Raw genomic sequence first — 20,810 nt, 5'->3', positions numbered from 1 at the left:
TCTCTCGAAATCGGCGCTAACTTCTTCGCCGTGGCACACGCACATGGCCTTTCGCGACCATGATTTGTGCGCGTGCCATTGCCATTCGTTGTCGGGCTTGCTTGGAGCAGCAGTCCGTCACGCCAACACTGCCGCCGCGCAAGGCATGGAATACAAGCCTGCGCGTTGCTGCGTGACGACGAGTGCTCCGTAGGCCGCCAGTCGAGCCTCGTGCTCCGGCTTGCCCTTGTCCTTCGACTTGATCTTGAACAGGTCAATCGGCTTGTCGCTCTTCTGGCCAGCGCGCTGCATGATCCTTTCGCCGTTCACCTCGGCCCCCTTGAACGACCAGAGCGCTTCGAACACCTTGGCCTGACCATCGGTGAACCGGATCGGTGTGGCCTGCACATCCGGCAGCGTTGCCCATTTGAAGTCGGCCGAGAACGGCCCGTTCACTGGCGCAGCCGGATCGGCCACTGCTGGCACTGCAGACGGCACCGAGGGTATGAAGGTGATTCCGCCTCCATAGAACGTGAATCGTTCTTCCAGCGCCAGCCATTCAACACCGGAGCCGAAGGGCGATCCACGAGTCGTGCGCGGCCTGGGGGTGATGACTCGGATGTTGCTTCCCGCCACCCGGACACGATCCAGCAAGGACGGCTCATGCAGCACTCTCGTCAGATCTCGGGCCAGCACTACCGGAGAGCTGCGTGCGTTACCGAGCCGCCAAACACCGTCGCCCAAGTCATCGATGTCGTCGCGGCTCTCGATGTCGAGCGCGAGGCGCATTTTCTGCCGCAGCCAGTCTTCGTCCAGGGCCAACGCCGCACCGTCGATTGCCTCGACAGGAACCTGGCCACACTCCGGGCACCGGCAGATCCGACCGCCCCGTCCATCGCCCCAGACCTGCGCCCGATGCTGCTGACAGTGGGGGCAGAGCATAAAAGACTGATCCACCACTGTTGGCCTGACGGCTTTGCCGAGCACAGACAAAGCAGATACCTCGCGTGGCGAAAGCGTGGCCCGCAGCACCGGCGTGCCGCCTGCGAACAGCCGGCAAACCAGGGCCCAGGCATCGTGCGTCGCCATTGATCAGTCCTCGAAGGCCGATGATGAACTGACCGCGTCGGTCTCTGGCGGCAATTCCTGGGCACTGAGGGTCTGGCCCTTCTGCAAGATACCCACCGCAACTAGGTAGCCTTCCAGCTGCGCCTGCATCTTGGCGTCGAACTTGTGCAGGTTCAGCCGCCCTTTGCTGGTCACTTCGATGGTGACCACCTTGGGGCGAGTCCTGCCCGGCTCGGGTGGGTAATAGAGATTGACCTGTGCCGCTGTCACCGCCCACTGACCCTCCAGCGGGCCCGGTAGCTTTTCCTTCAGCAAATCGTGCACCGAGCGTTGCTGGCTGGATTGCATCGCCGTGCATTCGATCTTCAGCGCCGTGTCAGGACTGAGCAGGGTGAGTGCCTTCAACTGAACCATCGAGAAGCCGTCCTCAAAGGCCTCTGGCACATCGAATCCGGTGCGCAGCATCGACAAATCCAGCGTCGGCGACTTGATTTTGTGAGCACTCGCTTTCACGCCCAGCACATGCTCCGCGAAGGCCTCGACCAGCATTTGCTGATACTTTGCCCCGCCGCGCACCAGCGTGCGCACGACACCGGTGGACTTGGCGTACTCCAGCACCATGTGAATGTTGGGGTTGCCGACACGGCGCTTCAGGGTCGCCCCCTCGAACTCCAGGCGCAGCATCGCCATGTCCTTGACATGGACCGACAACAGGAACACCCCCGGACTGCGCTCGACCAAGTGCGCCACGCTGCCGTCTCCGCATTGCAGTTCGCGCTTGTAGAAAGCCGAGATGGCATGACGCAACGCTGTCAGATTGGCATCCGAACCGTTCGGTTGGCGTTTCAAGCCAAGGTCGTATTGCTGCGTCTGCTGCCCATGCTGTTCCCAAAAGCTGAAGTCATAGGCGCGTTCGAACAGCGCCGGGTGGTGGACGTAGAGCCAGAAGGAACGGTGGATGTCACTTGCGCATAGCGCCAAGCCAGCCAGCGCAGCACCATCGGCCACGGCCGCCTCAAACATCGCCTGCTTACCTGCCGCATCGCCCAACTGAACGCTGGCCATGAGGTTTGCCGTCATCCGGTCACGGGCAGCAATGTCGGGCCAGACTTTGACCGCTTCGAGCAGAAACTGGCTGGTCTCCGGTGTGTCATCCCAGGCAAAGCCATCGGGCACAGGCAGGCTGTGGGTGGTCAAGAAGTCGCGCAGCGTGGCGTCCACCGGCAGCTCGAGCATCACGTCGACAAAGGTCTTCTTCATCTTGATCGTCCTTTCTGGATCGGCGTCGAAGGTCTGTGACCGATGTACGGACTGCACTGGCCAGCGACTGGGTTACTGAACACGCACCTCGCATAAGTAAAGTAGCGAGATACAAGCGCGATTCTGAACCTCAGATTTCCGCTTGTCAATCAAAGCGGCACATCTAGACCTTATTTGTATCTCGCGGCTATACTGGCGGTCTTGTTTTTGTTAACTGACTGTTTTCCCCTACAGGAGCATCGCTATGGCTTCAGCGTTCGGAGCACGCCTGCGACGCTTACGCGAGGCGAAGAAATTGACCTTGCAACAGGTCGCCGACGAAGTCGGCTGTACCAAGGCGTATATATGGGAACTGGAGATGAAGGACGACCAGCGTCCCTCCGCTGAACGGGTCCAGGCCTTGGCCAGGGTGCTGGGCGTGACGATGGAGGACATCATGGGCGAGCCTATTGAACAGGTTCCTCAGGCCAGTCCAGAAGATGTGGCCTTCTTCCGCGAGTACGCTGGAATGACGGACGAGGAGAAGGATCGTTACCGTCAGGCACTCAAAATCATGTTCCCCGACAAGAACTAAGGCGGTCTGATAATTGAGCTCATCCCAGCCCCTAACCGGTTCCATCGCGGCCAGCACCGTCTTGAGATGGTTGCGGGCGTGGCACGCCGACGGCATGCCGGATGCCGTGGATCTGGAAGTCGTCCGGCAAATGCTTCCAGAGACGCCTTACGGCAAAGGGGTGCGGGAGATCAAGGCCCCGATGGTGCTGGACATCAATAGCTGCGAAGGCATGTTGGTGCGCAACCCACAGGACACCGCAGAGTGGGGCATCTTCTATAACGGCAAGGCAAACCCCGAACGCCAGCGTTTCACCATCGCCCACGAACTGGGCCACTTCATCCTTCACCGCGATCAGCGGCAAAGTTTCAACTGCGACAAGGAAAGCGTGTACTCCGGCGCTGACACTATCCGTGTCATCGAACGTGAGGCGGACGACTTTGCCAGCAACCTGCTGATGCCTGGCGACTTGCTGCGCGAGTGGATCTCGAACCAGCGCATCGACTTGCATGTCCTGAGCGCCCTTGCCAAACGGTTCCAGGTGTCGTTCGAGGCGCTGTGCATTCGGTTCATCAAATTCACCACGCAGCGGGCAATCCTTGTCTATTGGGACAACGGTTTCGTGAAGTACGAATGGCGCAGCAGCAGCGCGGTCAAGACGCGCGCCCGCATTCGGCGCACTGACGATCCGCAGGAACCATTACCCGGCACCCTGGCTGCTGATTCCACCGTTGAGCAGGAGTGGGATGGCACGGAGATGTCTGTCGCGATCTGGTGCCCGGAGGAGGCACCACACATGAAGTTGCGCGAGTTCAAGCACAGCTACACCACAGGAGATCGCGTCCTGACCCTTTTGCTACTGGAAAGTGCTGAACCACGATCATGGGATCGGTCTTGGCAAGACGGCGAGAGCTTTGACAGCTTCGATCAGTTCGTCTCGAACGGGCAATTGCCAGTACGGTGAGTCCCTCGATGACAGGCTTACCGATCCAACCCATAGATGAAGAACTGCAGACCTTGCAACGCGAGGTGCAACGAATGCTGGGCCGTTGTCTCTTGCGTCTGCAGCAGTACGAACAATTGATGAAGGCCATCGTGGCCCACCACGAAATCTCCGCGTCAGGATCACCCCTCGAATCGAACCAGGCGGAGCGCATTGCGGATGCCGCAAACAAGACTCTGGGTACGTTGGTTGGCACGCTGCTCGGAACGTATGTCACCAGCGGCGACCAAGACGAGGTCGCCGAACCAGATGCGCCCGACAACATCATCTCGTTCAAGATGAAGATGAGCTTGCGGATGTCTGCCGAGGATTTCGATACGACGCAAAACGATCTGAAGGAACTAGTTCTGCTGCGGAACAACCTGGTGCACCACTTTATCGACCAGCACGACCTTTGGAGTCTGGACGGATGCCGTGGTGCGCAAGAGTCCTTGGTCGCGGCCTACAGTCGCGTCGATCAACACTTTGAGCAACTGCGAGGCTGGGCGGAGCACATGGATCAGGCCCGTCGTCTGGCGGCGGAGTTTGCCCAGTCCGATGCCTTCCGCGATCTGGTGATCAACGGCATAGCGCCGGATGGCTCGGTGGATTGGCCCGCAGCCGGAATTGTTCGCGCATTGCGTGAAGCGGCAGATCAGTTGGCTGTCGACGAGTGGACGCCGGTCGCTACTGCTGGACGATGGATTGCAGAAAGGTATCCCGATCAACTGCCGGCCAAGTATGGGTGCAGCAGTTGGCGGCAGGTCGTGCACGAATCCCGCCTTTTCGAGCTTCGGTATCGGGAAGTGAATGGCCAGCGCGCGGCTTGGTATAGGCCCAAAGAGACATAGCGCCAAACCCGCGCACTCACGCTAAATCACGTTACGCGAAGTGCCCTTGGTTTCTAGCATGAGCAGCGTTTTCCATCGGAACGCTTGCCATGACAGAAATCGAACCTATCTCCATTTGCACATCACCTGACCGGCCACGGCACGGGCATCAAGAAATCGCTGATCTGTTGGCTGCCGCGCTGCTGCGCCTTCGTGCCCGCCAATCGCGCGACATCACCAAAAACAGCGAGCAGGTTTGCCTTGGCTTCCCCGGCCAACAGCGCGTGAATGCGAACCCCGATCACAACAACGGAGTTCGCCCATGACAGCACACGCAACCTCACCAACGCCCGCCTCAGTCGCCGCCCGCGTCGCGGCTATTCCCCATCTTTCGATGGATGATCTTTGGGCTCTCTGGGACGACCATTTCGATGAACGGCCGAATCACCACCATCGGGTCTGGCTGGAAAGTCGCCTGGCCTACCGGATGCAAGAGCGTGCGTTTGGTGGTTTGAAACCGTCACTGCGTAAGAAGCTCGAGGAGGTTGGGGAAACCGGCATCTTGCCCAAGCAACTGCGCGGCGATAGCCAACGCCTACTGCCCGGTACCGTCCTGACACGCATCTACGACGACATTGAACATCGTGTGCTGGTGCGCGGATCGAATGACTTCGAGTACCAGGGGCAACGCTTCAAGAGCCTGTCCGCTGTGGCCAAGCGCATCACAGGCAGCCATTGGTCAGGCCCGGTGTTCTTTGGTTTGAAGGCACCAGCTTCGAAGAAGGGGGCAGCATGAGCTCTGTGCGTCGAAACCAGATTCCCGCAGTCACGCCAAAGAAGCGCTGCGCCGTCTACACCCGCAAATCCACTGACGAAGGCCTCGATCAGGAATACAACAGCCTCGAGGCACAGCGTGATGCAGGATTGGCCTTCATTGCAAGCCAACGGCATGAAGGCTGGATAGCCGTCGATGACGGATACGACGACGGCGGCTACTCTGGCGGCAACATGGAACGGCCCGGGTTGCGCCGACTGATGATCGACATCGAGGCGGGGAAGATCGATACCGTGGTCGTCTACAAAATCGACCGCCTCACGCGCAGCCTGCCGGACTTCGCAAAGCTGGTCGAGGTCTTCGACCGCAACGGCGTCTCCTTTGTCGCGGTCACGCAGCAGTTCAACACCACCACATCGATGGGGCGATTGACGCTCAACATCCTTTTGTCATTCGCGCAGTTCGAACGCGAGGTCACGGGCGAACGCATCCGCGACAAGATCGCCGCCAGCAAGGCCAAGGGCATGTGGATGGGCGGAGTCCCGCCTCTTGGATACGACGTGGTCGAACGCAAGCTCGTCATCAATGAACGTGAAGCCGCGCTGGTGCGTGACATCTTCCGCCGCTATGCCGAGCACGGCTCGGCTGCGCGACTCGTCCGCGAACTGGAAATCGAAGGGCATACCACCAAGGCATGGGTCACCCAGTCCGGTCGGGAGCGATTGGGGCGCAGCATCGATCAGCAGTACCTCTTCACCTTGCTGCGTAACCGCATTTACCTCGGCGAAATCTGCAATCACGAGACGTGGTACTCGGCCCAGCACGACCCCATCATTTCTCAAGAATTGTGGGATGCGGCACATGCGTTCATTGAGAGGCGAAAGCAGGCACCGCGCGAACACCGAGCCAAGCATCCGGCACTGCTGGCGGGACTTCTGTTTGCACCGGATGGCCAACGCATGTTGCACTCCTTCGTCAAAAAGAAAAATGGTCGGCAGTACCGCTACTACGTGCCTTACCTGCACAAGCGGCGCAACGCAGGTGCCAGCCTGGCTCCGCATACCCCGGACGTGGGCCACCTGCCAGCCGCCGAGATTGAAGATGCCGTGTTGGCGCAAATCCATGCTGCGCTCTCATCGCCGCAAATGCTGATCGCAGTGTGGAGATCCTGCCAGCAGCATCCGGCGGGGTCGACGCTGGACGAGGCACAGGTGGTGGTCGCCATGCAGCGCATCGGTGACGTGTGGTCGCAACTGTTCCCTGCCGAGCAGCAACGGATCACACGGCTGCTGATCGAACGCGTGCAACTACACGGGCACGGCCTGGATATCGTTTGGCGGGAGGACGGTTGGATCGGATTCGGTGCAGACATCAGCACGCATCCCTTGATCGAAGAGACCCAAGAACGTGTCGAGGAGGCTTTGGCATGAATGCCACAACTCACCAGCGCCAGCGCGCCGTCCGTATCGAGGTCGGAGCCGAGGCGCGCAGTTATGTCAGCGAGGGGCAGCGGGTCACCTTGGTGCCCCTGACGATCAAGCGCCGCCAGAATCGGAAGCTGCTGATACCGCCAGCCCCCGAGATCGCGGACCGAATCGGTGGCTTCGATGTGCCGATGATCAAAACGCTGGGCAAGGCCTTCTACTGGAAGCGCTTGATCGACGATGGCACCTACTCGACGACAACGGACTTGGCGCACGCCATGAAAGTGGAGCCGGGCTGGGCTGCCGAGGTCTTGCGCATGACCATGCTGGCCCCCGATATCGTGGAGGCGATATTCGAAGGACGTCAGCCACGCCACTTGAATCTGCACACCTTGCGTGGCCGCCAAGAGCAACTGCCGCGCGATTGGGCTGCGCAGCGTCGATTGCTCGGTTTCCCCGACGCCTGATCTGCCTCCAGACACACTCGATGACGGCGAGCCATGTGCTCGCCGTTTGCTTTTCTGCCCTGGGCCATTGGCGAACCTGGAGTTCCATCGTGGTTCGCCATTGCGTCCCTTAAAGGTTCGCCACCCGAGGTTTGGAATGACACCTGTTACTCAACAACGTCACAGGAGCATTCCATGCAGACACCAACCAGCGGTATCCCCCGGTCGCCACAGCAGGCGATCAACACCATGTCACCCGGTGATCGCCGCGTGCTCAACGAGAACGAGCTCGCGCAACGCTGGGGCGTGAGCCCCAAGACTTTGCAGCGCTGGCGCAGTGAGGGTCGCGGTCCACGCTACCTGAAGCTGTCCAAGCGTGTCGGCTACCCGGTCGACGCGATCCTCGAGTTTGAGCGCGAAGCTCTGCACGACTCGACATCCGAACGCGCGGCTGTTTGAGGAGAGATGCGATGAATGACATCACCATCTTCCCCGCCGACATCGCCGAGATGTCCGTCAGCCAACTGGCCGCATTGCCGCCCGCGCAGAAACACGAGATCGACAAGAACCTCGATGCAGCCATCGACTGGCTGAAGAAGGCGCGCACCAAGTTCGACGCGGCACTGGATCAGTGCTACGGCGAGCAGGCACGCACCGCGCTGCGCGAGTCCGGCCGTGACTTCGGCACCGCACACATCAGCGATGGCCCGCTGCACCTGAAGTTCGAGCTACCCAAGAAGGTCAGCTGGGATCAGAAGCAACTGGCTGAGATCGCTGAACGCATCGTCGCCTCAGGCGAGAAGGTCGAGGGTTACCTCGACATCAAGTTGTCCGTCTCCGAATCCCGCTTCACGAACTGGCCGCCTGCTTTGCAACAGCAGTTCGCCGCCGCTCGCACCGTGGATTCCGGCAAGCCGTCTTTCACCCTTTCCATCGATTCGGAGTAATGACCATGAGCACCAATCTCATCGCCTCGCTGCGTCAACAGCTGCCGTCCATCTACGGCGAACACCTCCCTGACGAAATCCGGTATCGCCGCGCGGACGGCAAGGACGTCGTTGTCCCGCTTGATGCCGCCACTGTGGACGAGCTGGCTTTTGCCATCCAGACGGCCAACGCGGAATCGCTGGCGCTCGGTCGTCGCCGCACCGCGCTGGAAGAACTCCACACCGAGGTACGCAAACGTGCCGCGCGTGGAGCCGACCGTATCGCCGACGTGTCGTGGGAGGACTGATCATGAGCGCGATCATTCCCTTCCAGTTCGAAGCGCACGCCGTGCGCGTCCAGGTCGATGAATTCGGGCAGCCGTGGTTCAACGCCACCGATGTCTGCGACGCGCTGGAGATGGGCAATCCGTCTCAGGCGATTAAGTCCCACGTCGATGCCGAGGATCTCCAAAAATTGGAGACCCTTACGGCGGGTGGCCGTCAACGCCAAAACCACGTCAACGAGTCGGGGCTTTACGCCCTGATCCTCGGCAGCACCAAGGATGCCGCCAAGCGTTTCAAGCGCTGGATCACCGGTGAAGTGCTGCCTGCAATCCGCAAGACAGGCGCGTATTCCGCCGCCGCCACGATGGCTGCCTTGCCCGCGCCAACCCAAGATCGCGTCACCGCCATCCTGCTGATCGGCGAGGCGGTCGCCAAGGTACCGGGCGTCAAGACCGGCATTGCAATGGCTGCCACGTTGACCTGCATTCAGGAAAACACCGGCCTGACCACGGAAGTGCTGCGCCGCGCTTTGCCTGCCGCCAACGAGCCTATCTGCTCGCTCAACGCCACACAGCTCGGCAAATTGCTGAGTCACTCAGCCAAAGCCACGAACCAGTTGCTGGCATCCGGCGGCCTTCAGTTCCGTAACGACCGGGACGAGTGGGAACTGACCGAGGCCGGTGAAGCATGGGCCGAAGCCATGCCGTACTCGCGCAACGGTCACAGCGGCTACCAAATCCTCTGGAATCCGGCGGTCGCGGAACAACTGAAGGAGGTGGCGTGATGTCCCTCCCGATCATTTCCGCGCAGCAGCGCTTGGCCGAACGCAAGGGTGTGAAATTGCTGATGCTGGGCAAGTCCGGCATCGGCAAGACCACCCGGCTCAAAGACCTCGACCCTGCCACCACCTTGTTCCTCGATATTGAGGCGGGCGATCTCGCCGTGGCCGATTGGCCGGGCGACACCATCCGCCCGGCATCGTGGCCGGAAAGCCGCGACTTTTTCGTGTTCCTCGCAGGCCCGGACAAGTCACTGCCGCCGGAGAGCGCGTTTTCGCAGGCGCATTACGACCACGTCATCGAGAAATTTGGCAACCCGACGCAGCTCGACCGCTACCAGACCTTCTTCCTCGACTCGATCACGCAGTTGTCCCGGCAGTGCTTCGCGTGGTGCAAGACGCAACCCGGAGCCACCAGCGACCGTTCCGGTAAACCCGATCTGCGCGCCGCATATGGCCTGCTTGGCCAGGAAATGATCGGCGCACTGACACATCTGCAGCACGCACGCGGCAAGAACGTGGTGTTCGTCGCCATCCTCGACGAACGTCTCGATGACTACAACCGCAAGGTGTTCGTGCCGCAGATCGAAGGCAGCAAGACCAGTCTGGAGCTGCCCGGCATCGTCGATGAGGTCGTGACGCTGGCCGAGATCAAGGCCGACGACGGCAGTGCCTACCGAGCCTTCATCACGCACACCGTCAATCCCTACGGCTTTCCGGCCAAAGACCGCAGCGGTCGCCTCGACCTGCTGGAGCCGCCGCATCTCGGCGCACTGATCGCCAAGTGCGCAGGCCAGTCGCCATTGCCCATGCCCGTTAGCACCGGCACCCCCACTACTGAAAACACCACCGAATCCAAGGAGTAATCGCCATGTCGTCCAGCTATTTTGATTTCCAAGATGCCGATCCCCAACAGTCGGGCTTTGACCTGATCCCCAAGGGCGCTGTCGTGCCAGTGCGCATGACCATCAAGCCCGGTGGCTATGACGATCCGGGACAAGGCTGGGGCGGCGGCTACGCCACCGAGTCCTTCGAAACCGGCTCCATCTATCTCGCCGCTGAATTCGTGGTCACGGCTGGCGACCATGCCAAGCGCAAGATGTGGAGCAACATCGGCCTGCACTCCAAGAAGGGGCCGACCTGGGGCCAGATGGGGCGCAGTTTCATCCGCGCCGCGCTCAACAGCGCCCGCAACGTCCACCCCCAGGACAACAGCCCGCAGGCCGCCGCCGCGCGCCGCATCCAGGGCTTTCATGAACTGGATGGCCTGGAGTTTCTGGCGCGCGTGGACATTGAGAAGGATGGCAAGGGCCAAGACCGGAACGTGGTCAAGATCGCCGTCGAACCCGATCACCCCGACTACGCAAAACTGATGGGCGTGCCGCCCAAGGCTCCAGGCAGTGGACATTCCGGCGCTCCTGCGCAGGCGGCTGCGCCTGCGTATCAGGCACCGGCACCGCAACGCGCACCCGTGACCGGCAAGCCGTCGTGGGCGCAGTGAGGGAGGCCGATGAAATGCTGGGTCTGCAAACGACAGGCCCGGGGATTCGGCCACACCGACAACCGTCACGGTGTCGGCCATCCCCGGCGCTATCCCATCGACTGGGTGTTCTGCTCACAACGCTGCCAAAACGCGTTTCATGCGCTGTACGGCAACTGGCTGCGGGTCAAGGAAGGTCGCGTCGACAGTACGGAGGTCGCCATGATCGATCCATCTGATGTCGAACTGGCCGCGATGAAGAAGTGCCTCAAGGCCTTCGGCGAGGCTGCGGGCGAGATTGGCTTCACCAAGCCGCTGGGCGACTACTCCGAAGCCGAGGCGCTGCAAGTGATCGACGCCATCGTCACTTGCTACACCGAGGCAATGGTCACGCACCACGAGGCGAGCAAGTACCCACCGGTACGCGGCATGACGCCTGCGCCCGACCCTCTGGCCAACCCGTTCGCGGATCTGGAGGACGACCTGCCCTGGGAAGAGCCGAAGGGGAAGAAGCCATGATCGACTTCAACTCCTCATCGAGCATCTCGGGTCAGGTCACCACCCTGGTGGACACGGGCCTGCAGCAGGCTCGCGCCCGCCAGTCCGAGCGCCAGTACCTCGGCGCCTCGCGCCTCGGAGTGGCCTGCGAGCGAGCGCTGCAGTTCGAGTACGCCAAGGCACCCATCGACCACGGGCGTGACACCCCAGGCCGAATGCTGCGGATCTTCGAACGCGGTCACGTCATGGAGGACTGCATGGTCGCGTGGCTCCGGGACGCGGGCTTTGACCTGCGCACCCGCAAGGCCGACGGCGAGCAGTTCGGTTTCTCGGTGGCCGATGGCCGCCTGCAGGGCCACATCGACGGCGTCATCGTCGGCGGCCCCGAGGGCTTCGCCTATCCCGCGCTCTGGGAATGTAAGTGTCTCGGCAACAAGTCCTGGAGCGATCTGGACAAGAAGGGCCTGACTCTCTCCAAGCCCGTCTACGCCGCGCAAGTGGCGATCTACCAAGCCTATCTCGAACTGCACGAGCACCCGGCGATCTTCACGGCACTCAACGCCGACACGATGGAGATCTACACCGAGCTCGTGCCCTTTGACGCAGCACTGGCCCAACGCATGTCGGATCGGGCGGTCAAGGTCATCACGGCGACCGAGGCGGGCGACCTTCTGCCGCGCGCCTTCCATGACTCGACCCACTTTGAATGCCGGATGTGCGCGTGGCAAGACCGCTGCTGGAGGACACAAGCATGAATACCTCGAATTTAAATCACGTACTGGGCGAGCAGCTGATCGACGTGCGCCAGGCAGCACTGATGTTCAACCTGCCGTCGTATTGGCTCTCACAAGCCAAGGAGCGACAGGAGCGTCGCATTCCGCATTACCGCGTCGGCAAACTTGTTCGCTTCAAACCCAACGAGCTGGAAGCCTGGATCGCTGCGCAGCAGACGTCACACGAGGGTGCTGCCGATGCTTGATTTCAATGACACATCACCACCGGGAGAAACGGGCCGGCGCAACGTCAATGACAGCGAGCGGGACGAGATTCGCACTGAACTGATCGCACGCATGGAATCAGTCCTGACCACGATGTTTCCGGCAGGAAAGAAGCGTCGTGGCAAGTTTCTGATCGGGGACATCCTGGGCAGCCCGGGCGACAGCCTTGAGGTGGTACTCGAAGGCGACAAGGCTGGTCTCTGGACGGATCGTGCCACGGGCGATGGCGGTGACATCTTTGCCTTGATCGCCGCCTACCTCGGGGCCAACGTCCACACCGACTTTCCCCGGGTGCTCGACGAGGCAGCTGATCTGCTCGGTCGTTCGCGATCAGTGCCGGTACGCCGCGCCAAGAAGGAAGCTCCGGTTGATGATCTCGGCCCGGCCACGGCCAAGTGGGACTACTTCGATGCCACCGGCAAACTGATTGCGGTCGTGTACCGCTACGACCCACCCGGGCGCAAGAAGGAGTTCCGGCCGTGGGATGCCAATCGGCGCAAGATGACTCCGCCCGATCCGCGCCCGCTGTACAACCAGCCGGGGCTGGCGGCCGCTGGTCACGTTGTGCTGGTCGAGGGCGAGAAGTGTGCGCAGGCCCTGATCGCCATCGGCGTGGTGGCAACCACGGCCATGCATGGCGCAAATGCTCCCGTCGACAAGACCGACTGGTCGCCGCTGGCGGGCAAATCCGTGCTGATCTGGCCTGATCGGGACGCGCCGGGCTGGGATTACGCTGACCGTGCATCGCAAGCAATCCTGAACGCGGGTGCGACCACGGTCGCCATCCTGGTGCCACCCGATGACAAGCCGGAAGGCTGGGATGCGGCTGACGCCATTCCGGACGGCTTCGATGTGAGGGGCTTCCTCGCCGTCGGCGAGCGGATGCCGGTGATGCGCTCGGTCGAGGAGACGCCACCACCGGATCTGCTGACCGGTGTCGACTGGGCTACGGAGGACGGCTTGTCCTCGGCCTTCACACGCCGCTATGGCGAGGACTGGCGCTACTGCGCGCTTTGGGGCAAATGGCTGGTCTGGACCGGCGTGCGCTGGAATCCGGATCAGGTGCTCTACGTGTCTCATCTGGCACGCGGTATCTGCCGGATGGCGTCACTCAAGGCGGACAGCCCTCGGCTCAAAGGCAAGCTGGCCAGCTCCGCCACGATCTCGTCCGTCGAGAAAATCGCACGCTCCGATCCCAAGCACGCTTCCACCGCCGAGGAGTGGGATGCCGACGTCTGGGCGCTCAACACACCAGGCGGTGTGGTTGATCTGCGCACGGGCCGCATGCGACCGCACCGACGCGATGATCGGATGACCAAGGTGACCACGGCCACATCGCAGGGCGACAGTCCGACGTGGCGCGCATTCCTGGCCGACGTCACAGGCGGCGACGCTGAACTGATTGCCTACCTGCAACTGATGGTCGGCTACTGCCTGACGGGCGTGACCAGCGAGCACGCGCTGTTCTTCCTGTACGGGACCGGCGCGAACGGCAAGTCGGTGTTCGTCAACGTCCTGACCACCATCTTGGGCGACTACGCGGCCAACGCGCCGATGGACACGTTCATGGAGGCGCGCACAGACCGGCATCCGACCGATCTGGCGGGCCTGCGCGGCGCACGCTTTGTGTCATCCATCGAAACCGAACAGGGTCGGCGTTGGAACGAATCCAAGGTCAAGGCCATCACCGGAGGCGACAAGGTTTCCGCACGTTTCATGCGCCAGGACTTCTTCGAGTACGTGCCGCAGTTCAAGTTGGTGATCGCAGGCAACCACAAGCCATCGATCCGCAACGTGGATGAGGCGATGAAGCGGCGGCTGCACCTGATCCCGTTCACGGTGACGATCCCGCCCGAGCGCCGCGACGGCAGGCTGACCGAGAAGCTGCTCAAGGAGCGCGACGGGATTCTGGCGTGGGCGGTCGAGGGTTGCAGCCTCTGGCAACGCCAGGGCTTGAAGCCGCCCGCCAGTGTGGTGTCGGCGACCGAGGAGTATTTCGAGGCCGAAGACGCGCTCGGGCAGTGGATCGAAGAGCGATGCCTGCTGGCCAAGACCCACCGCGAAGGCGTTTCCGAATTGTTCGCCGACTGGCGTGAATGGGCTGAGCGCGCGGGTGAGTACGTGGGCTCGGTCAAGCGCTTTTCCGAACTGATGGCCGCCCGCAAGTTCGAGAAGTGTCGGCTGACCGGGGGCGCACGTGGGATCACGGGCATTGCCCTCAGGCCCAAGCCGTACAGCCATGGCTACCCCTACCGAGATGACTGAGCAATCCGGGCGAGTGACGGATTTGACGGGTTTCCTGATTGACGTGCTACGCGTGCGCGCACGTTAAGGCTGTTTTCCAAAGAACCCGTCGCATCCGTCACTCGCCCCCCCGAACTGGAGTACGACGATGAACACGACAATCTTGGCCCTTGATCTGGGCACACACACCGGGTGGGCTTTGCAGCACCTGGACGGCACTATCACCAGCGGCACGGAGCACTTCAAGCCGCAGCGATTTGAAGGAGGCGGCATGCGTTTCCTCCGTTTCAAACGCTGGCTCAACGAATTGCTCTCGGCCAGCAACCACATCAACGCGGTGTTCTTCGAGGAGGTTCGACGGCACGCTGGCGTTGATGCGGCGCACGCCTACGGTGGCTTCATGGGACACCTGACCGCGTGGTGTGAGCATCACAACATCCCTTACCAGGGTGTTCCAGTCGGCACGATCAAGAAGCACGCGACCGGCAAGGGCAATGCGGGCAAGGACGACATGATCGCGTCCGTCCGCCTGCGTGGTCACAACCCAGCCGACGACAACGAAGCCGACGCCCTGGCCTTGCTGCACTGGGCTGTCGAGACGCAGGAGGTGTGACATGAAGGTGCCGACACCCCAATACCGCGGCCCCCTCGGTCGTCTGCAACCTCAGGCCACGGATCTGGATGCGATCAAGGAACGTGGCTGGCGTGACCAACACATCCTGGTGGTCAACGCATCCGACGAACGTCTGGACTTCATCGAGCGCGAGATCGTGCGACGCATCGGTGACCGGCTCTACGGAGGGCGACGCAATGACTAAGTGGACTATCGAGGACGTTGCTGCTCGGTTTGAAGAGGCCGCAAGCACCAGTCGACGGTTGCCTCCTGTTCGAGTGCAGGGTTACTTCAACTGCTGGCCCACCATTGTCCGAAGCGAATGGGAGACCTTTGCAGCGGACGAGAGGGTGTACCGATCCTTTCCGCCGAGTCCAGAGGCAATTGAACGAATGCTGGAGGTCATGCGCTGGGTGCAGTGGCTCACCATCGAGCAACGTCATCTCGTATGGATGCGCGCGAAGCGCTATGGCTGGCGGGACATCACGATCCGCTTTGCCTGCGACCGCACGACGGCATGGCGGCATTGGCAGCGGGCATTGCAGACGGTCGCAGATCAACTCAATGGTGTGGTGATCGCGTAGGGTTTTGGCGTGATTTGGCGCGTATGGTCGGAGATGTGCTCCATCACGCGGCAATCAGCGGTTTTTGCCCCTGCAACAAAACGACCTGATCTTGCGTAGTATTCATCTATCGTCTGGACAGAGGTGACGGCAGAGGAAGCAGCCCAGAAATCAACGGGTCCTTCCTGGCCAAAAACCAATGCGGGGGGCGCGAGCGCGGCGCTTTTTTAGCGTCAGGGTGCGAACCAAGGTTCGCACGGTTCGCAGTTCGCACCCCGTCAGTTCGCACCAACCCCAAAACCCGCCCACGGTTGTCGTCGGCGGGTTTTCTATTTTCAGGACACCCTCTTTGAATACGCTCAACGTCGAGTACCGCAAGGTCGAGGCGCTGATTCCCTACGCCCGCAACCCGCGCTCACATTCCGAGGCGCAAGTCACCAAGATCGCCGCCAGCATCGTCGAATACGGCTGGACGAACCCTGTTCTGGTTGATGGCGACAACGGCATCATCGCGGGCCATGGTCGTTTGGCTGCTGCACGCAAGCTGGGTCTGGATCACGTGCCGGTGATCGAACTGGCCCATCTCACCACCGCGCAAAAGCGCGCCCTGGTCATCGCCGACAACCGGCTGGCGCTTGACGCTGGCTGGGATGAGGAGATGTTGGCGCTCGAACTGGCGGACCTTTCCGAAGCGGGTTTCGAATTGGCACTGACCGGCTTCGAGAACATCGAGATCGATGCGCTGCTGGCAGATGCCACGCCCACCGAAGCAGAACCTGCGGCGCAGGGTGGTGTAGACGCCGATGAACCCGATACGACCGATGACGTACCTGACACGCCTGTGGTGGCGGTGTCGCGCGGGGGAGATGTCTGGGCCATCGGCTCGCACCGGTTGATCTGTGGCGACGCCACCGACCCAGCCGTGGTCGCCACGCTGATGCAGGGTGACACCGCGCAGCTTTGCTTTACCTCGCCGCCGTATGGCAACCAGCGCGACTACACCTCCGGCGGCATTGCCGATTGGGATGTCCTGATGCGCGGTGTGTTCGCACATCTGCCGATGGCGGGCGACGGACAGGTGCTGGTCAATCTTGGGCTGATCCACCGCGACAACGAGGTCATCCCCTATTGGGACGGCTGGCTGTCCTGGATGCGTCAGCTAGGGTGGCGGCGCTTCGCGTGGTACGTCTGGGATCAGGGGCCAGGCATGCCCGGCGACTGGCAGGGCCGATTAGCTCCCAGCTTCGAGTTTGTTTTCCACTTCAATCGCAGCACCCGCAAACCCAACAAGATTGTTCCTTGCAAGCACGCAGGCCAGGAATCGCACCTGCGCGCTGACGGGTCGTCCACGGCGATGCGCGGTAAGGATGGCGAGGTCGGCGGCTGGACGCACAAGGGTCAGCCGACGCAGGACACCCGAATCCCCGACTCGGTGATTCGCGTGATGCGCCACAAGGGCAAGATCGGGCAGGACATTGATCACCCGGCCGTGTTCCCGGTCGCATTGCCTGAGTTTGCCATCGAGGCTTACACCGATTCGGGTGACGTCGTGTTCGAGCCCTTCGGCGGCAGTGGCACGACGATGCTGGCCGCGCAACGCACTGGTCGTATCTGCCGCAGTGTGGAAATTGCGCCGGAGTACGTGGACGTGGCCATTAAGCGTTTTCAGCAAAACCACCCCGGGGTGCCGGTCACGCTCATCGCAGGCTGTGGAATCAAATCGGGCCAGTCCTTCGATGAGGTGGCCACAGAACGGCTGGCGACCATGGAGGTAGAACAATGAGCGCGTCCTGGTTGGCAGACAAGATCGAGCAGTGGCCGACAGCCAAACTGCTGCCCTATGCCCGCAATGCGCGGACGCACTCGGATGATCAGGTGGCGCAGATCGCCGCATCGATTGCCGAGTTTGGCTTCACCAATCCGATCCTTGCAGGCAGTGACGGCATCATCGTCGCTGGGCATGGACGTTTGGCCGCTGCGCAGAAACTTGGGCTTGAGATCGTGCCCGTGGTCGTCCTTGATCACCTGAGCCCAACACAGCGCCGCGCCTTGGTCATCGCTGACAACCGCATCGCGGAGAACGCTGGCTGGGATGACGCCATGTTGCGCATCGAGCTGGAGGCCTTGCAGTTGGAAGGTTTCGATCTGGACATCACCGGCTTCGACGCCGACGCGCTGGCCGAACTGATCGCGGGTGACGAGCCGGACAATGGGGGCCAGACCGATGAGGACGCGGTACCGGAGGTTGGCGAGACACCCATCTCGCGCCCGGGCGATGTCTGGATCATGGGTCAGCACCGCCTGCTGTGCGGCGACTCGACTGTGGCCGAGAGCTATGCCCGGCTGATGCAGGGCGATGTAGCAGACATGGTCTTCACCGACCCGCCGTACAACGTGAACTACGCCAACAGTGCCAAGGACAAGATGCGCGGCAAGGATCGCGCGATCCTCAACGACAACTTGGGCGATGGCTTCTACGACTTCCTGTTGGCAGCATTGACGCCCACTGTGGCGAACTGCCGGGGCGGCATCTATGTGGCGATGTCATCCAGCGAGCTGGATGTGCTGCAGGCCGCCTTTCGCGCCGCCGGTGGCAAGTGGTCGACGTTCATCATCTGGGCCAAGAACACCTTCACGCTGGGCCGTGCCGACTACCAGCGCCAGTACGAACCGATCTTGTACGGATGGCCCGAGGGTGCGCAACGCCACTGGTGTGGTGACCGCGATCAGGGCGATGTGTGGGCTATCAAGAAACCGCAGAAGAACGATCTGCATCCGACGATGAAGCCGGTGGAGCTGGTTGAGCGCGCGATCCGCAATTCGAGCCGCCCGGGTAACGTGGTGCTCGATCCGTTCGGTGGTTCTGGCACAACGTTGATTGCAGCCGAAAAGTCGGGGCGCGTCGCGCGGCTGATCGAACTCGATCCGAGGTACGTGGATGTGATCGTGTGCCGGTGGGAGGACTTCACCGGCCAGACGGCTATCCGCGAGGCAGCAGACCAGGAAGTGTGCGCCAGTTGAATGTCTGGCCGGGCTGCTTGGCCTCTTCTTCCTCGGCGATGCGTCGCAAGATTTGCAGGGTGGTGAGATCGCGCGGCAGTGCCATGCACATGACGCGCACAGCCTGTTCGATGGAGATTTCTGGACGCCGGTTGGCAATCAGCCAACGAAGCGCCTGCTCCCGTTCGGTGGCGGGCGTTTTCATCAGGCAGCCATCTCTTCGCAGATTTCGCTGTGGATCACAAAGCCTGTCAGGTAAGGCAGGCCGCGCGGGATGCCGTACTGCTTGCTGGTCTGGCGGCCAATCGTCCAGCCCATCCAACGTTGGGTGGCGGCGTTGATCGCATCCTGCAAGGATTGGCCTTGGTGCAAACCGTTCTGGACGTCGTCGGCAAAGTGGCGTCCGTGGCGGCTGTCGAGGAAGGTCCGCACAGATTCGAGTGGCTGGCCGGTGGCGTCCGAGATGGCGATCATCGCCAAGGGCCAGGCTGCTGCGGCCTGTTCGTTCATCGTGCCCCAAAAACCCCAGGCTTCGTTTTGGGTGGCGGGTATCTGGTTGGTGGTCATGGTGTCTTCTCCGGGTTGATCGTTGCGACACCTGTAGTAACGCGCTGTTCGATTGAGAAGCCAAGCTGTTCCTGGCTTCTTTCTCGATCAATTTCGATCACCCGAGACGGGCTACGTAGCGGGCGTAATCACCGCCCTCGGGATTGACGTAGAGGTAAGGGCGTCCGGGAGCAGTGACCTCGACGCAGAGGCAGCCGTCACCAGTGCCGCCACCCTTGCCACGCAGCCAGTCGCGTGACACCAGCAGGCTGCGCCCAAAGGCGTCGAATTCGGCAGGGGTGAGCTCCTTGGTCTCAGTGACGTAGATCTTGTGCTGGTCGCGACCGCCCAGTTCGCCGAGGTCGGCAGATTTGCGTGCAAACGGCAGGCGGATACTCAACTCTTCGACCTGGAGGCTTTGGCCTGCGAACTGCAGGGTGCGTGGGGTGCGTTCGATGGTGATGGTCATGGTGCTCATGGCGGTTTTCCTGGTATGGCGTCGTCAATCACGACACCTGTATGACCGCGCTGGTGGGGAGAGAAGCCAAGCTATTCATGGCTCCTCTCGCCATCTTTTTGGCATCGCCGAAACTCGCTGTGCTCGCTTTCAGGCGATGCGGTAGATCCGCTCGCCACCCTGCGGCTTGTCCGAGACGATGGTCAGGCCGAGCTTTTTCTTGAAGGCTCCGGCGAAGGTGCCGCGCACCGTGTGCGCCTGCCAACCGGTGGCGGTGCAGATCTGGCCGATGGTTGCGCCCTCAGGGCGTTGCAGCATCCGGATCACTTCGGCTTGCTTGCTGTTCTCGCGTGTGCGTGGCTTGACCCACGTGGCTTCGGCGGCGGTTACGGCGGCTTCCAGTTCGGGATCGCTCGCGGCCGCAGGCGCGCCTTCAGCGTTGGCAATGATCTGGTCGAGATTGGCTTCGAACTGACCGCTGTCCTTTCTATTCACGTCGGGACGCGGAATGCCCAGGGCGTCATAGCCCTCCGCAGCGACAAACCAGTCGGTGCTGTCGGTGGTGATCAGTGCGCGGTTGAAAAGTCCGTCGAGCACCTTCTTGCGTGCGCCGCCTTTGATGTTGTCGGGGAACCAGTCGATCTTGCCGCTGGTGTGTTCAACCGCGTGGGCCAGGATCGCGTGCTGGGCAGGGGTCAGCTGGGTGGTGGTCATGTTTTGCTCCTTCGATGTGGTGGACGGTGATGTGATGAACGCGCTGTTCTCAAGTGAAGCCAAGCGCTTTCTGCTTGGCTTCTTCGCTTCGCAATCAGGTGTTGGCCTTGTCTGACGGGTTGGCATTGCGCCCCTGCTCAAGACCCGCGTTGAAGGCGGCTTCAAGCGCATCGCGTAGGCACCAGACCGCTACATCGTGGAAATCGAGGCTGTCCGAGCGGCGGGTTTCCAGGGTTTCGATGCCTAGCTTGTTTTGCGCGATCTGGGTCAGGAGTTGTTCGAGCTTGCTCATGTCCGTGTCCTTTCATGGTGTTGATGACGAACGTATGAACGCGCTGTTCCAGATGGAAGCCAAGCTCAATCCGCAGGAATGACGAACAAATGATTGAAG

General features: G+C 61.5%; 29 protein-coding genes. 22 read left to right on the top strand and 7 right to left on the bottom strand.

What is annotated here, in order from left to right:
- Nucleotides 1-117: 117 nt before the first annotated feature.
- The gene (locus tag N8I74_RS05455) at nucleotides 118-1,068 is read right to left on the bottom strand and encodes a hypothetical protein (protein WP_204743936.1); all 951 of its coding nucleotides are present in this window, start codon (nucleotides 1,066-1,068) and stop codon (nucleotides 118-120) included.
- A 3-nt stretch (nucleotides 1,069-1,071) separates the two neighbouring features.
- Nucleotides 1,072-2,307: a hypothetical protein gene (locus tag N8I74_RS05450; RefSeq protein WP_263125920.1), complete on the bottom strand. Its 1,236-nt coding sequence runs from the start codon at nucleotides 2,305-2,307 to the stop codon at nucleotides 1,072-1,074.
- 244 nt (nucleotides 2,308-2,551) lie between these two features.
- Here N8I74_RS05450 and N8I74_RS05445 point away from each other — a divergent pair, with 244 nt between their 5' ends.
- From N8I74_RS05445 to N8I74_RS05340, 22 genes are all read left to right on the top strand, one after another.
- Nucleotides 2,552-2,881: a helix-turn-helix domain-containing protein gene (locus N8I74_RS05445; protein WP_263125919.1), complete on the top strand. Its 330-nt coding sequence runs from the start codon at nucleotides 2,552-2,554 to the stop codon at nucleotides 2,879-2,881.
- Between the two features lie 13 nt (nucleotides 2,882-2,894).
- Nucleotides 2,895-3,824, top strand: coding sequence for an ImmA/IrrE family metallo-endopeptidase (locus tag N8I74_RS05440; RefSeq protein WP_263125918.1), 930 nt, complete (start codon nucleotides 2,895-2,897; stop codon nucleotides 3,822-3,824).
- An 8-nt stretch (nucleotides 3,825-3,832) separates the two neighbouring features.
- Nucleotides 3,833-4,693 (top strand): OST-HTH/LOTUS domain-containing protein, encoded by an 861-nt coding sequence (locus tag N8I74_RS05435; protein WP_095052065.1) that lies wholly within the window; start codon nucleotides 3,833-3,835, stop codon nucleotides 4,691-4,693.
- Between the two features lie 89 nt (nucleotides 4,694-4,782).
- Entirely contained in the window at nucleotides 4,783-4,998 is a 216-nt protein-coding gene (locus N8I74_RS05430) for a hypothetical protein (RefSeq protein ID WP_263125917.1), read from the top strand.
- Complete coding sequence (locus N8I74_RS05425; RefSeq protein WP_055451266.1) at nucleotides 4,995-5,468, top strand: DUF2924 domain-containing protein; 474 nt, start codon at nucleotides 4,995-4,997, stop codon at nucleotides 5,466-5,468. Before N8I74_RS05430 ends, N8I74_RS05425 begins: the two co-directional genes overlap by 4 nt.
- The gene (locus N8I74_RS05420; RefSeq protein WP_263125916.1) at nucleotides 5,465-6,877 is read left to right on the top strand and encodes a recombinase family protein; all 1,413 of its coding nucleotides are present in this window, start codon (nucleotides 5,465-5,467) and stop codon (nucleotides 6,875-6,877) included. The genes N8I74_RS05425 and N8I74_RS05420 overlap by 4 nt, the downstream gene beginning before the upstream one ends.
- Nucleotides 6,874-7,338, top strand: coding sequence for a hypothetical protein (locus N8I74_RS05415; protein ID WP_204743940.1), 465 nt, complete (start codon nucleotides 6,874-6,876; stop codon nucleotides 7,336-7,338). Before N8I74_RS05420 ends, N8I74_RS05415 begins: the two co-directional genes overlap by 4 nt.
- Before the next feature lie 174 nt (nucleotides 7,339-7,512).
- Nucleotides 7,513-7,776, top strand: coding sequence for a helix-turn-helix transcriptional regulator (locus N8I74_RS05410; protein WP_020200569.1), 264 nt, complete (start codon nucleotides 7,513-7,515; stop codon nucleotides 7,774-7,776).
- A gap of 11 nt (nucleotides 7,777-7,787) precedes the next feature.
- Nucleotides 7,788-8,264, top strand: a complete 477-nt coding sequence (locus N8I74_RS05405; RefSeq protein ID WP_020200568.1) for a hypothetical protein — start codon at nucleotides 7,788-7,790, stop codon at nucleotides 8,262-8,264.
- A 5-nt stretch (nucleotides 8,265-8,269) separates the two neighbouring features.
- Nucleotides 8,270-8,551: a hypothetical protein gene (locus tag N8I74_RS05400; RefSeq protein ID WP_263125915.1), complete on the top strand. Its 282-nt coding sequence runs from the start codon at nucleotides 8,270-8,272 to the stop codon at nucleotides 8,549-8,551.
- Between the two features lie 2 nt (nucleotides 8,552-8,553).
- Nucleotides 8,554-9,312 carry a BRO-N domain-containing protein gene (locus tag N8I74_RS05395; RefSeq protein WP_263125914.1) on the top strand — a complete coding sequence of 253 codons (759 nt, stop codon included), beginning with the start codon at nucleotides 8,554-8,556 and terminating at the stop codon, nucleotides 9,310-9,312.
- Complete coding sequence (locus N8I74_RS05390; RefSeq protein ID WP_263125913.1) at nucleotides 9,312-10,172, top strand: ATP-binding protein; 861 nt, start codon at nucleotides 9,312-9,314, stop codon at nucleotides 10,170-10,172. Before N8I74_RS05395 ends, N8I74_RS05390 begins: the two co-directional genes overlap by 1 nt.
- A gap of 5 nt (nucleotides 10,173-10,177) precedes the next feature.
- Complete coding sequence (locus N8I74_RS05385) at nucleotides 10,178-10,807, top strand: hypothetical protein (RefSeq protein ID WP_263125912.1); 630 nt, start codon at nucleotides 10,178-10,180, stop codon at nucleotides 10,805-10,807.
- 9 nt (nucleotides 10,808-10,816) lie between these two features.
- Nucleotides 10,817-11,305, top strand: a complete 489-nt coding sequence (locus tag N8I74_RS05380) for a DUF6511 domain-containing protein (RefSeq protein ID WP_153166720.1) — start codon at nucleotides 10,817-10,819, stop codon at nucleotides 11,303-11,305.
- The gene (locus tag N8I74_RS05375) at nucleotides 11,302-12,039 is read left to right on the top strand and encodes a hypothetical protein (RefSeq protein ID WP_263125911.1); all 738 of its coding nucleotides are present in this window, start codon (nucleotides 11,302-11,304) and stop codon (nucleotides 12,037-12,039) included. Before N8I74_RS05380 ends, N8I74_RS05375 begins: the two co-directional genes overlap by 4 nt.
- Complete coding sequence (locus tag N8I74_RS05370; RefSeq protein WP_024541980.1) at nucleotides 12,036-12,263, top strand: helix-turn-helix domain-containing protein; 228 nt, start codon at nucleotides 12,036-12,038, stop codon at nucleotides 12,261-12,263. The genes N8I74_RS05375 and N8I74_RS05370 overlap by 4 nt, the downstream gene beginning before the upstream one ends.
- On the top strand, nucleotides 12,256-14,547 hold the full coding sequence (locus tag N8I74_RS05365) for a phage/plasmid primase, P4 family (protein WP_263126719.1): 2,292 nt from the start codon (nucleotides 12,256-12,258) through the stop codon (nucleotides 14,545-14,547). Before N8I74_RS05370 ends, N8I74_RS05365 begins: the two co-directional genes overlap by 8 nt.
- 127 nt (nucleotides 14,548-14,674) lie before the next feature.
- Nucleotides 14,675-15,139, top strand: coding sequence for a crossover junction endodeoxyribonuclease RuvC (locus N8I74_RS05360; RefSeq protein ID WP_263125910.1), 465 nt, complete (start codon nucleotides 14,675-14,677; stop codon nucleotides 15,137-15,139).
- 1 nt (nucleotide 15,140) lies between these two features.
- Entirely contained in the window at nucleotides 15,141-15,344 is a 204-nt protein-coding gene (locus tag N8I74_RS05355) for a hypothetical protein (protein WP_263125909.1), read from the top strand.
- A complete protein-coding gene (locus N8I74_RS05350; RefSeq protein ID WP_263125908.1) occupies nucleotides 15,337-15,723 on the top strand; it encodes a DUF6362 family protein in 387 nt (128 codons plus the stop codon). The genes N8I74_RS05355 and N8I74_RS05350 overlap by 8 nt, the downstream gene beginning before the upstream one ends.
- 328 nt (nucleotides 15,724-16,051) lie before the next feature.
- Complete coding sequence (locus N8I74_RS05345) at nucleotides 16,052-17,485, top strand: site-specific DNA-methyltransferase (RefSeq protein WP_263125907.1); 1,434 nt, start codon at nucleotides 16,052-16,054, stop codon at nucleotides 17,483-17,485.
- Between the two features lie 92 nt (nucleotides 17,486-17,577).
- Nucleotides 17,578-18,723, top strand: a complete 1,146-nt coding sequence (locus N8I74_RS05340) for a site-specific DNA-methyltransferase (RefSeq protein ID WP_456298713.1) — start codon at nucleotides 17,578-17,580, stop codon at nucleotides 18,721-18,723.
- Here the strand turns inward: N8I74_RS05340 and N8I74_RS05335 are convergent.
- The 5 genes from N8I74_RS05335 to N8I74_RS05315 form a co-directional block, all read right to left on the bottom strand.
- The gene (locus N8I74_RS05335; protein ID WP_239884058.1) at nucleotides 18,683-18,907 is read right to left on the bottom strand and encodes a hypothetical protein; all 225 of its coding nucleotides are present in this window, start codon (nucleotides 18,905-18,907) and stop codon (nucleotides 18,683-18,685) included. The genes N8I74_RS05340 and N8I74_RS05335 overlap by 41 nt on opposite strands.
- Nucleotides 18,907-19,269, bottom strand: a complete 363-nt coding sequence (locus N8I74_RS05330) for a hypothetical protein (RefSeq protein WP_263125905.1) — start codon at nucleotides 19,267-19,269, stop codon at nucleotides 18,907-18,909. The genes N8I74_RS05335 and N8I74_RS05330 overlap by 1 nt, the downstream gene beginning before the upstream one ends.
- A 97-nt stretch (nucleotides 19,270-19,366) precedes the next feature.
- Nucleotides 19,367-19,726 carry a hypothetical protein gene (locus tag N8I74_RS05325; RefSeq protein WP_263125904.1) on the bottom strand — a complete coding sequence of 120 codons (360 nt, stop codon included), beginning with the start codon at nucleotides 19,724-19,726 and terminating at the stop codon, nucleotides 19,367-19,369.
- Nucleotides 19,727-19,855: 129 nt separating this feature from the next.
- Entirely contained in the window at nucleotides 19,856-20,419 is a 564-nt protein-coding gene (locus N8I74_RS05320) for a DUF3489 domain-containing protein (protein ID WP_263125903.1), read from the bottom strand.
- A 94-nt stretch (nucleotides 20,420-20,513) separates the two neighbouring features.
- On the bottom strand, nucleotides 20,514-20,711 hold the full coding sequence (locus tag N8I74_RS05315; protein ID WP_055451284.1) for a DUF6900 domain-containing protein: 198 nt from the start codon (nucleotides 20,709-20,711) through the stop codon (nucleotides 20,514-20,516).
- Nucleotides 20,712-20,810: the final 99 nt, after the last annotated feature.

The sequence above is a fragment of the Chitiniphilus purpureus genome (genome assembly GCF_025642115.1).
GTDB classification, from domain to species: domain Bacteria; phylum Pseudomonadota; class Gammaproteobacteria; order Burkholderiales; family Chitinibacteraceae; genus Chitiniphilus; species Chitiniphilus purpureus.
The sequence above is the reverse complement of the archived record's forward strand: the minus strand, read 5'-3'. Positions and strand labels throughout refer to the sequence as shown.

Coding starts and splice junctions, on each gene's coding strand:
- N8I74_RS05445 (WP_263125919.1), top strand. CDS start 2,552: ATGGCTTCAGCGTTCGGAGCACGCCTGCGACGCTTACGCGAGGCGAAG.
- N8I74_RS05410 (WP_020200569.1), top strand. CDS start 7,513: ATGCAGACACCAACCAGCGGTATCCCCCGGTCGCCACAGCAGGCGATC.
- N8I74_RS05420 (WP_263125916.1), top strand. CDS start 5,465: ATGAGCTCTGTGCGTCGAAACCAGATTCCCGCAGTCACGCCAAAGAAG.
- N8I74_RS05380 (WP_153166720.1), top strand. CDS start 10,817: ATGAAATGCTGGGTCTGCAAACGACAGGCCCGGGGATTCGGCCACACC.
- N8I74_RS05320 (WP_263125903.1), bottom strand. CDS start 20,419: ATGACCACCACCCAGCTGACCCCTGCCCAGCACGCGATCCTGGCCCAC.
- N8I74_RS05355 (WP_263125909.1), top strand. CDS start 15,141: ATGAAGGTGCCGACACCCCAATACCGCGGCCCCCTCGGTCGTCTGCAA.
- N8I74_RS05450 (WP_263125920.1), bottom strand. CDS start 2,307: ATGAAGAAGACCTTTGTCGACGTGATGCTCGAGCTGCCGGTGGACGCC.
- N8I74_RS05365 (WP_263126719.1), top strand. CDS start 12,256: ATGCTTGATTTCAATGACACATCACCACCGGGAGAAACGGGCCGGCGC.
- N8I74_RS05455 (WP_204743936.1), bottom strand. CDS start 1,068: ATGGCGACGCACGATGCCTGGGCCCTGGTTTGCCGGCTGTTCGCAGGC.
- N8I74_RS05370 (WP_024541980.1), top strand. CDS start 12,036: ATGAATACCTCGAATTTAAATCACGTACTGGGCGAGCAGCTGATCGAC.
- N8I74_RS05390 (WP_263125913.1), top strand. CDS start 9,312: ATGTCCCTCCCGATCATTTCCGCGCAGCAGCGCTTGGCCGAACGCAAG.
- N8I74_RS05425 (WP_055451266.1), top strand. CDS start 4,995: ATGACAGCACACGCAACCTCACCAACGCCCGCCTCAGTCGCCGCCCGC.
- N8I74_RS05350 (WP_263125908.1), top strand. CDS start 15,337: ATGACTAAGTGGACTATCGAGGACGTTGCTGCTCGGTTTGAAGAGGCC.
- N8I74_RS05330 (WP_263125905.1), bottom strand. CDS start 19,269: ATGACCACCAACCAGATACCCGCCACCCAAAACGAAGCCTGGGGTTTT.
- N8I74_RS05375 (WP_263125911.1), top strand. CDS start 11,302: ATGATCGACTTCAACTCCTCATCGAGCATCTCGGGTCAGGTCACCACC.
- N8I74_RS05325 (WP_263125904.1), bottom strand. CDS start 19,726: ATGAGCACCATGACCATCACCATCGAACGCACCCCACGCACCCTGCAG.
- N8I74_RS05395 (WP_263125914.1), top strand. CDS start 8,554: ATGAGCGCGATCATTCCCTTCCAGTTCGAAGCGCACGCCGTGCGCGTC.
- N8I74_RS05335 (WP_239884058.1), bottom strand. CDS start 18,907: ATGAAAACGCCCGCCACCGAACGGGAGCAGGCGCTTCGTTGGCTGATT.
- N8I74_RS05415 (WP_204743940.1), top strand. CDS start 6,874: ATGAATGCCACAACTCACCAGCGCCAGCGCGCCGTCCGTATCGAGGTC.
- N8I74_RS05430 (WP_263125917.1), top strand. CDS start 4,783: ATGACAGAAATCGAACCTATCTCCATTTGCACATCACCTGACCGGCCA.
- N8I74_RS05315 (WP_055451284.1), bottom strand. CDS start 20,711: ATGAGCAAGCTCGAACAACTCCTGACCCAGATCGCGCAAAACAAGCTA.
- N8I74_RS05385 (WP_263125912.1), top strand. CDS start 10,178: ATGTCGTCCAGCTATTTTGATTTCCAAGATGCCGATCCCCAACAGTCG.
- N8I74_RS05405 (WP_020200568.1), top strand. CDS start 7,788: ATGAATGACATCACCATCTTCCCCGCCGACATCGCCGAGATGTCCGTC.
- N8I74_RS05360 (WP_263125910.1), top strand. CDS start 14,675: ATGAACACGACAATCTTGGCCCTTGATCTGGGCACACACACCGGGTGG.
- N8I74_RS05435 (WP_095052065.1), top strand. CDS start 3,833: ATGACAGGCTTACCGATCCAACCCATAGATGAAGAACTGCAGACCTTG.
- N8I74_RS05400 (WP_263125915.1), top strand. CDS start 8,270: ATGAGCACCAATCTCATCGCCTCGCTGCGTCAACAGCTGCCGTCCATC.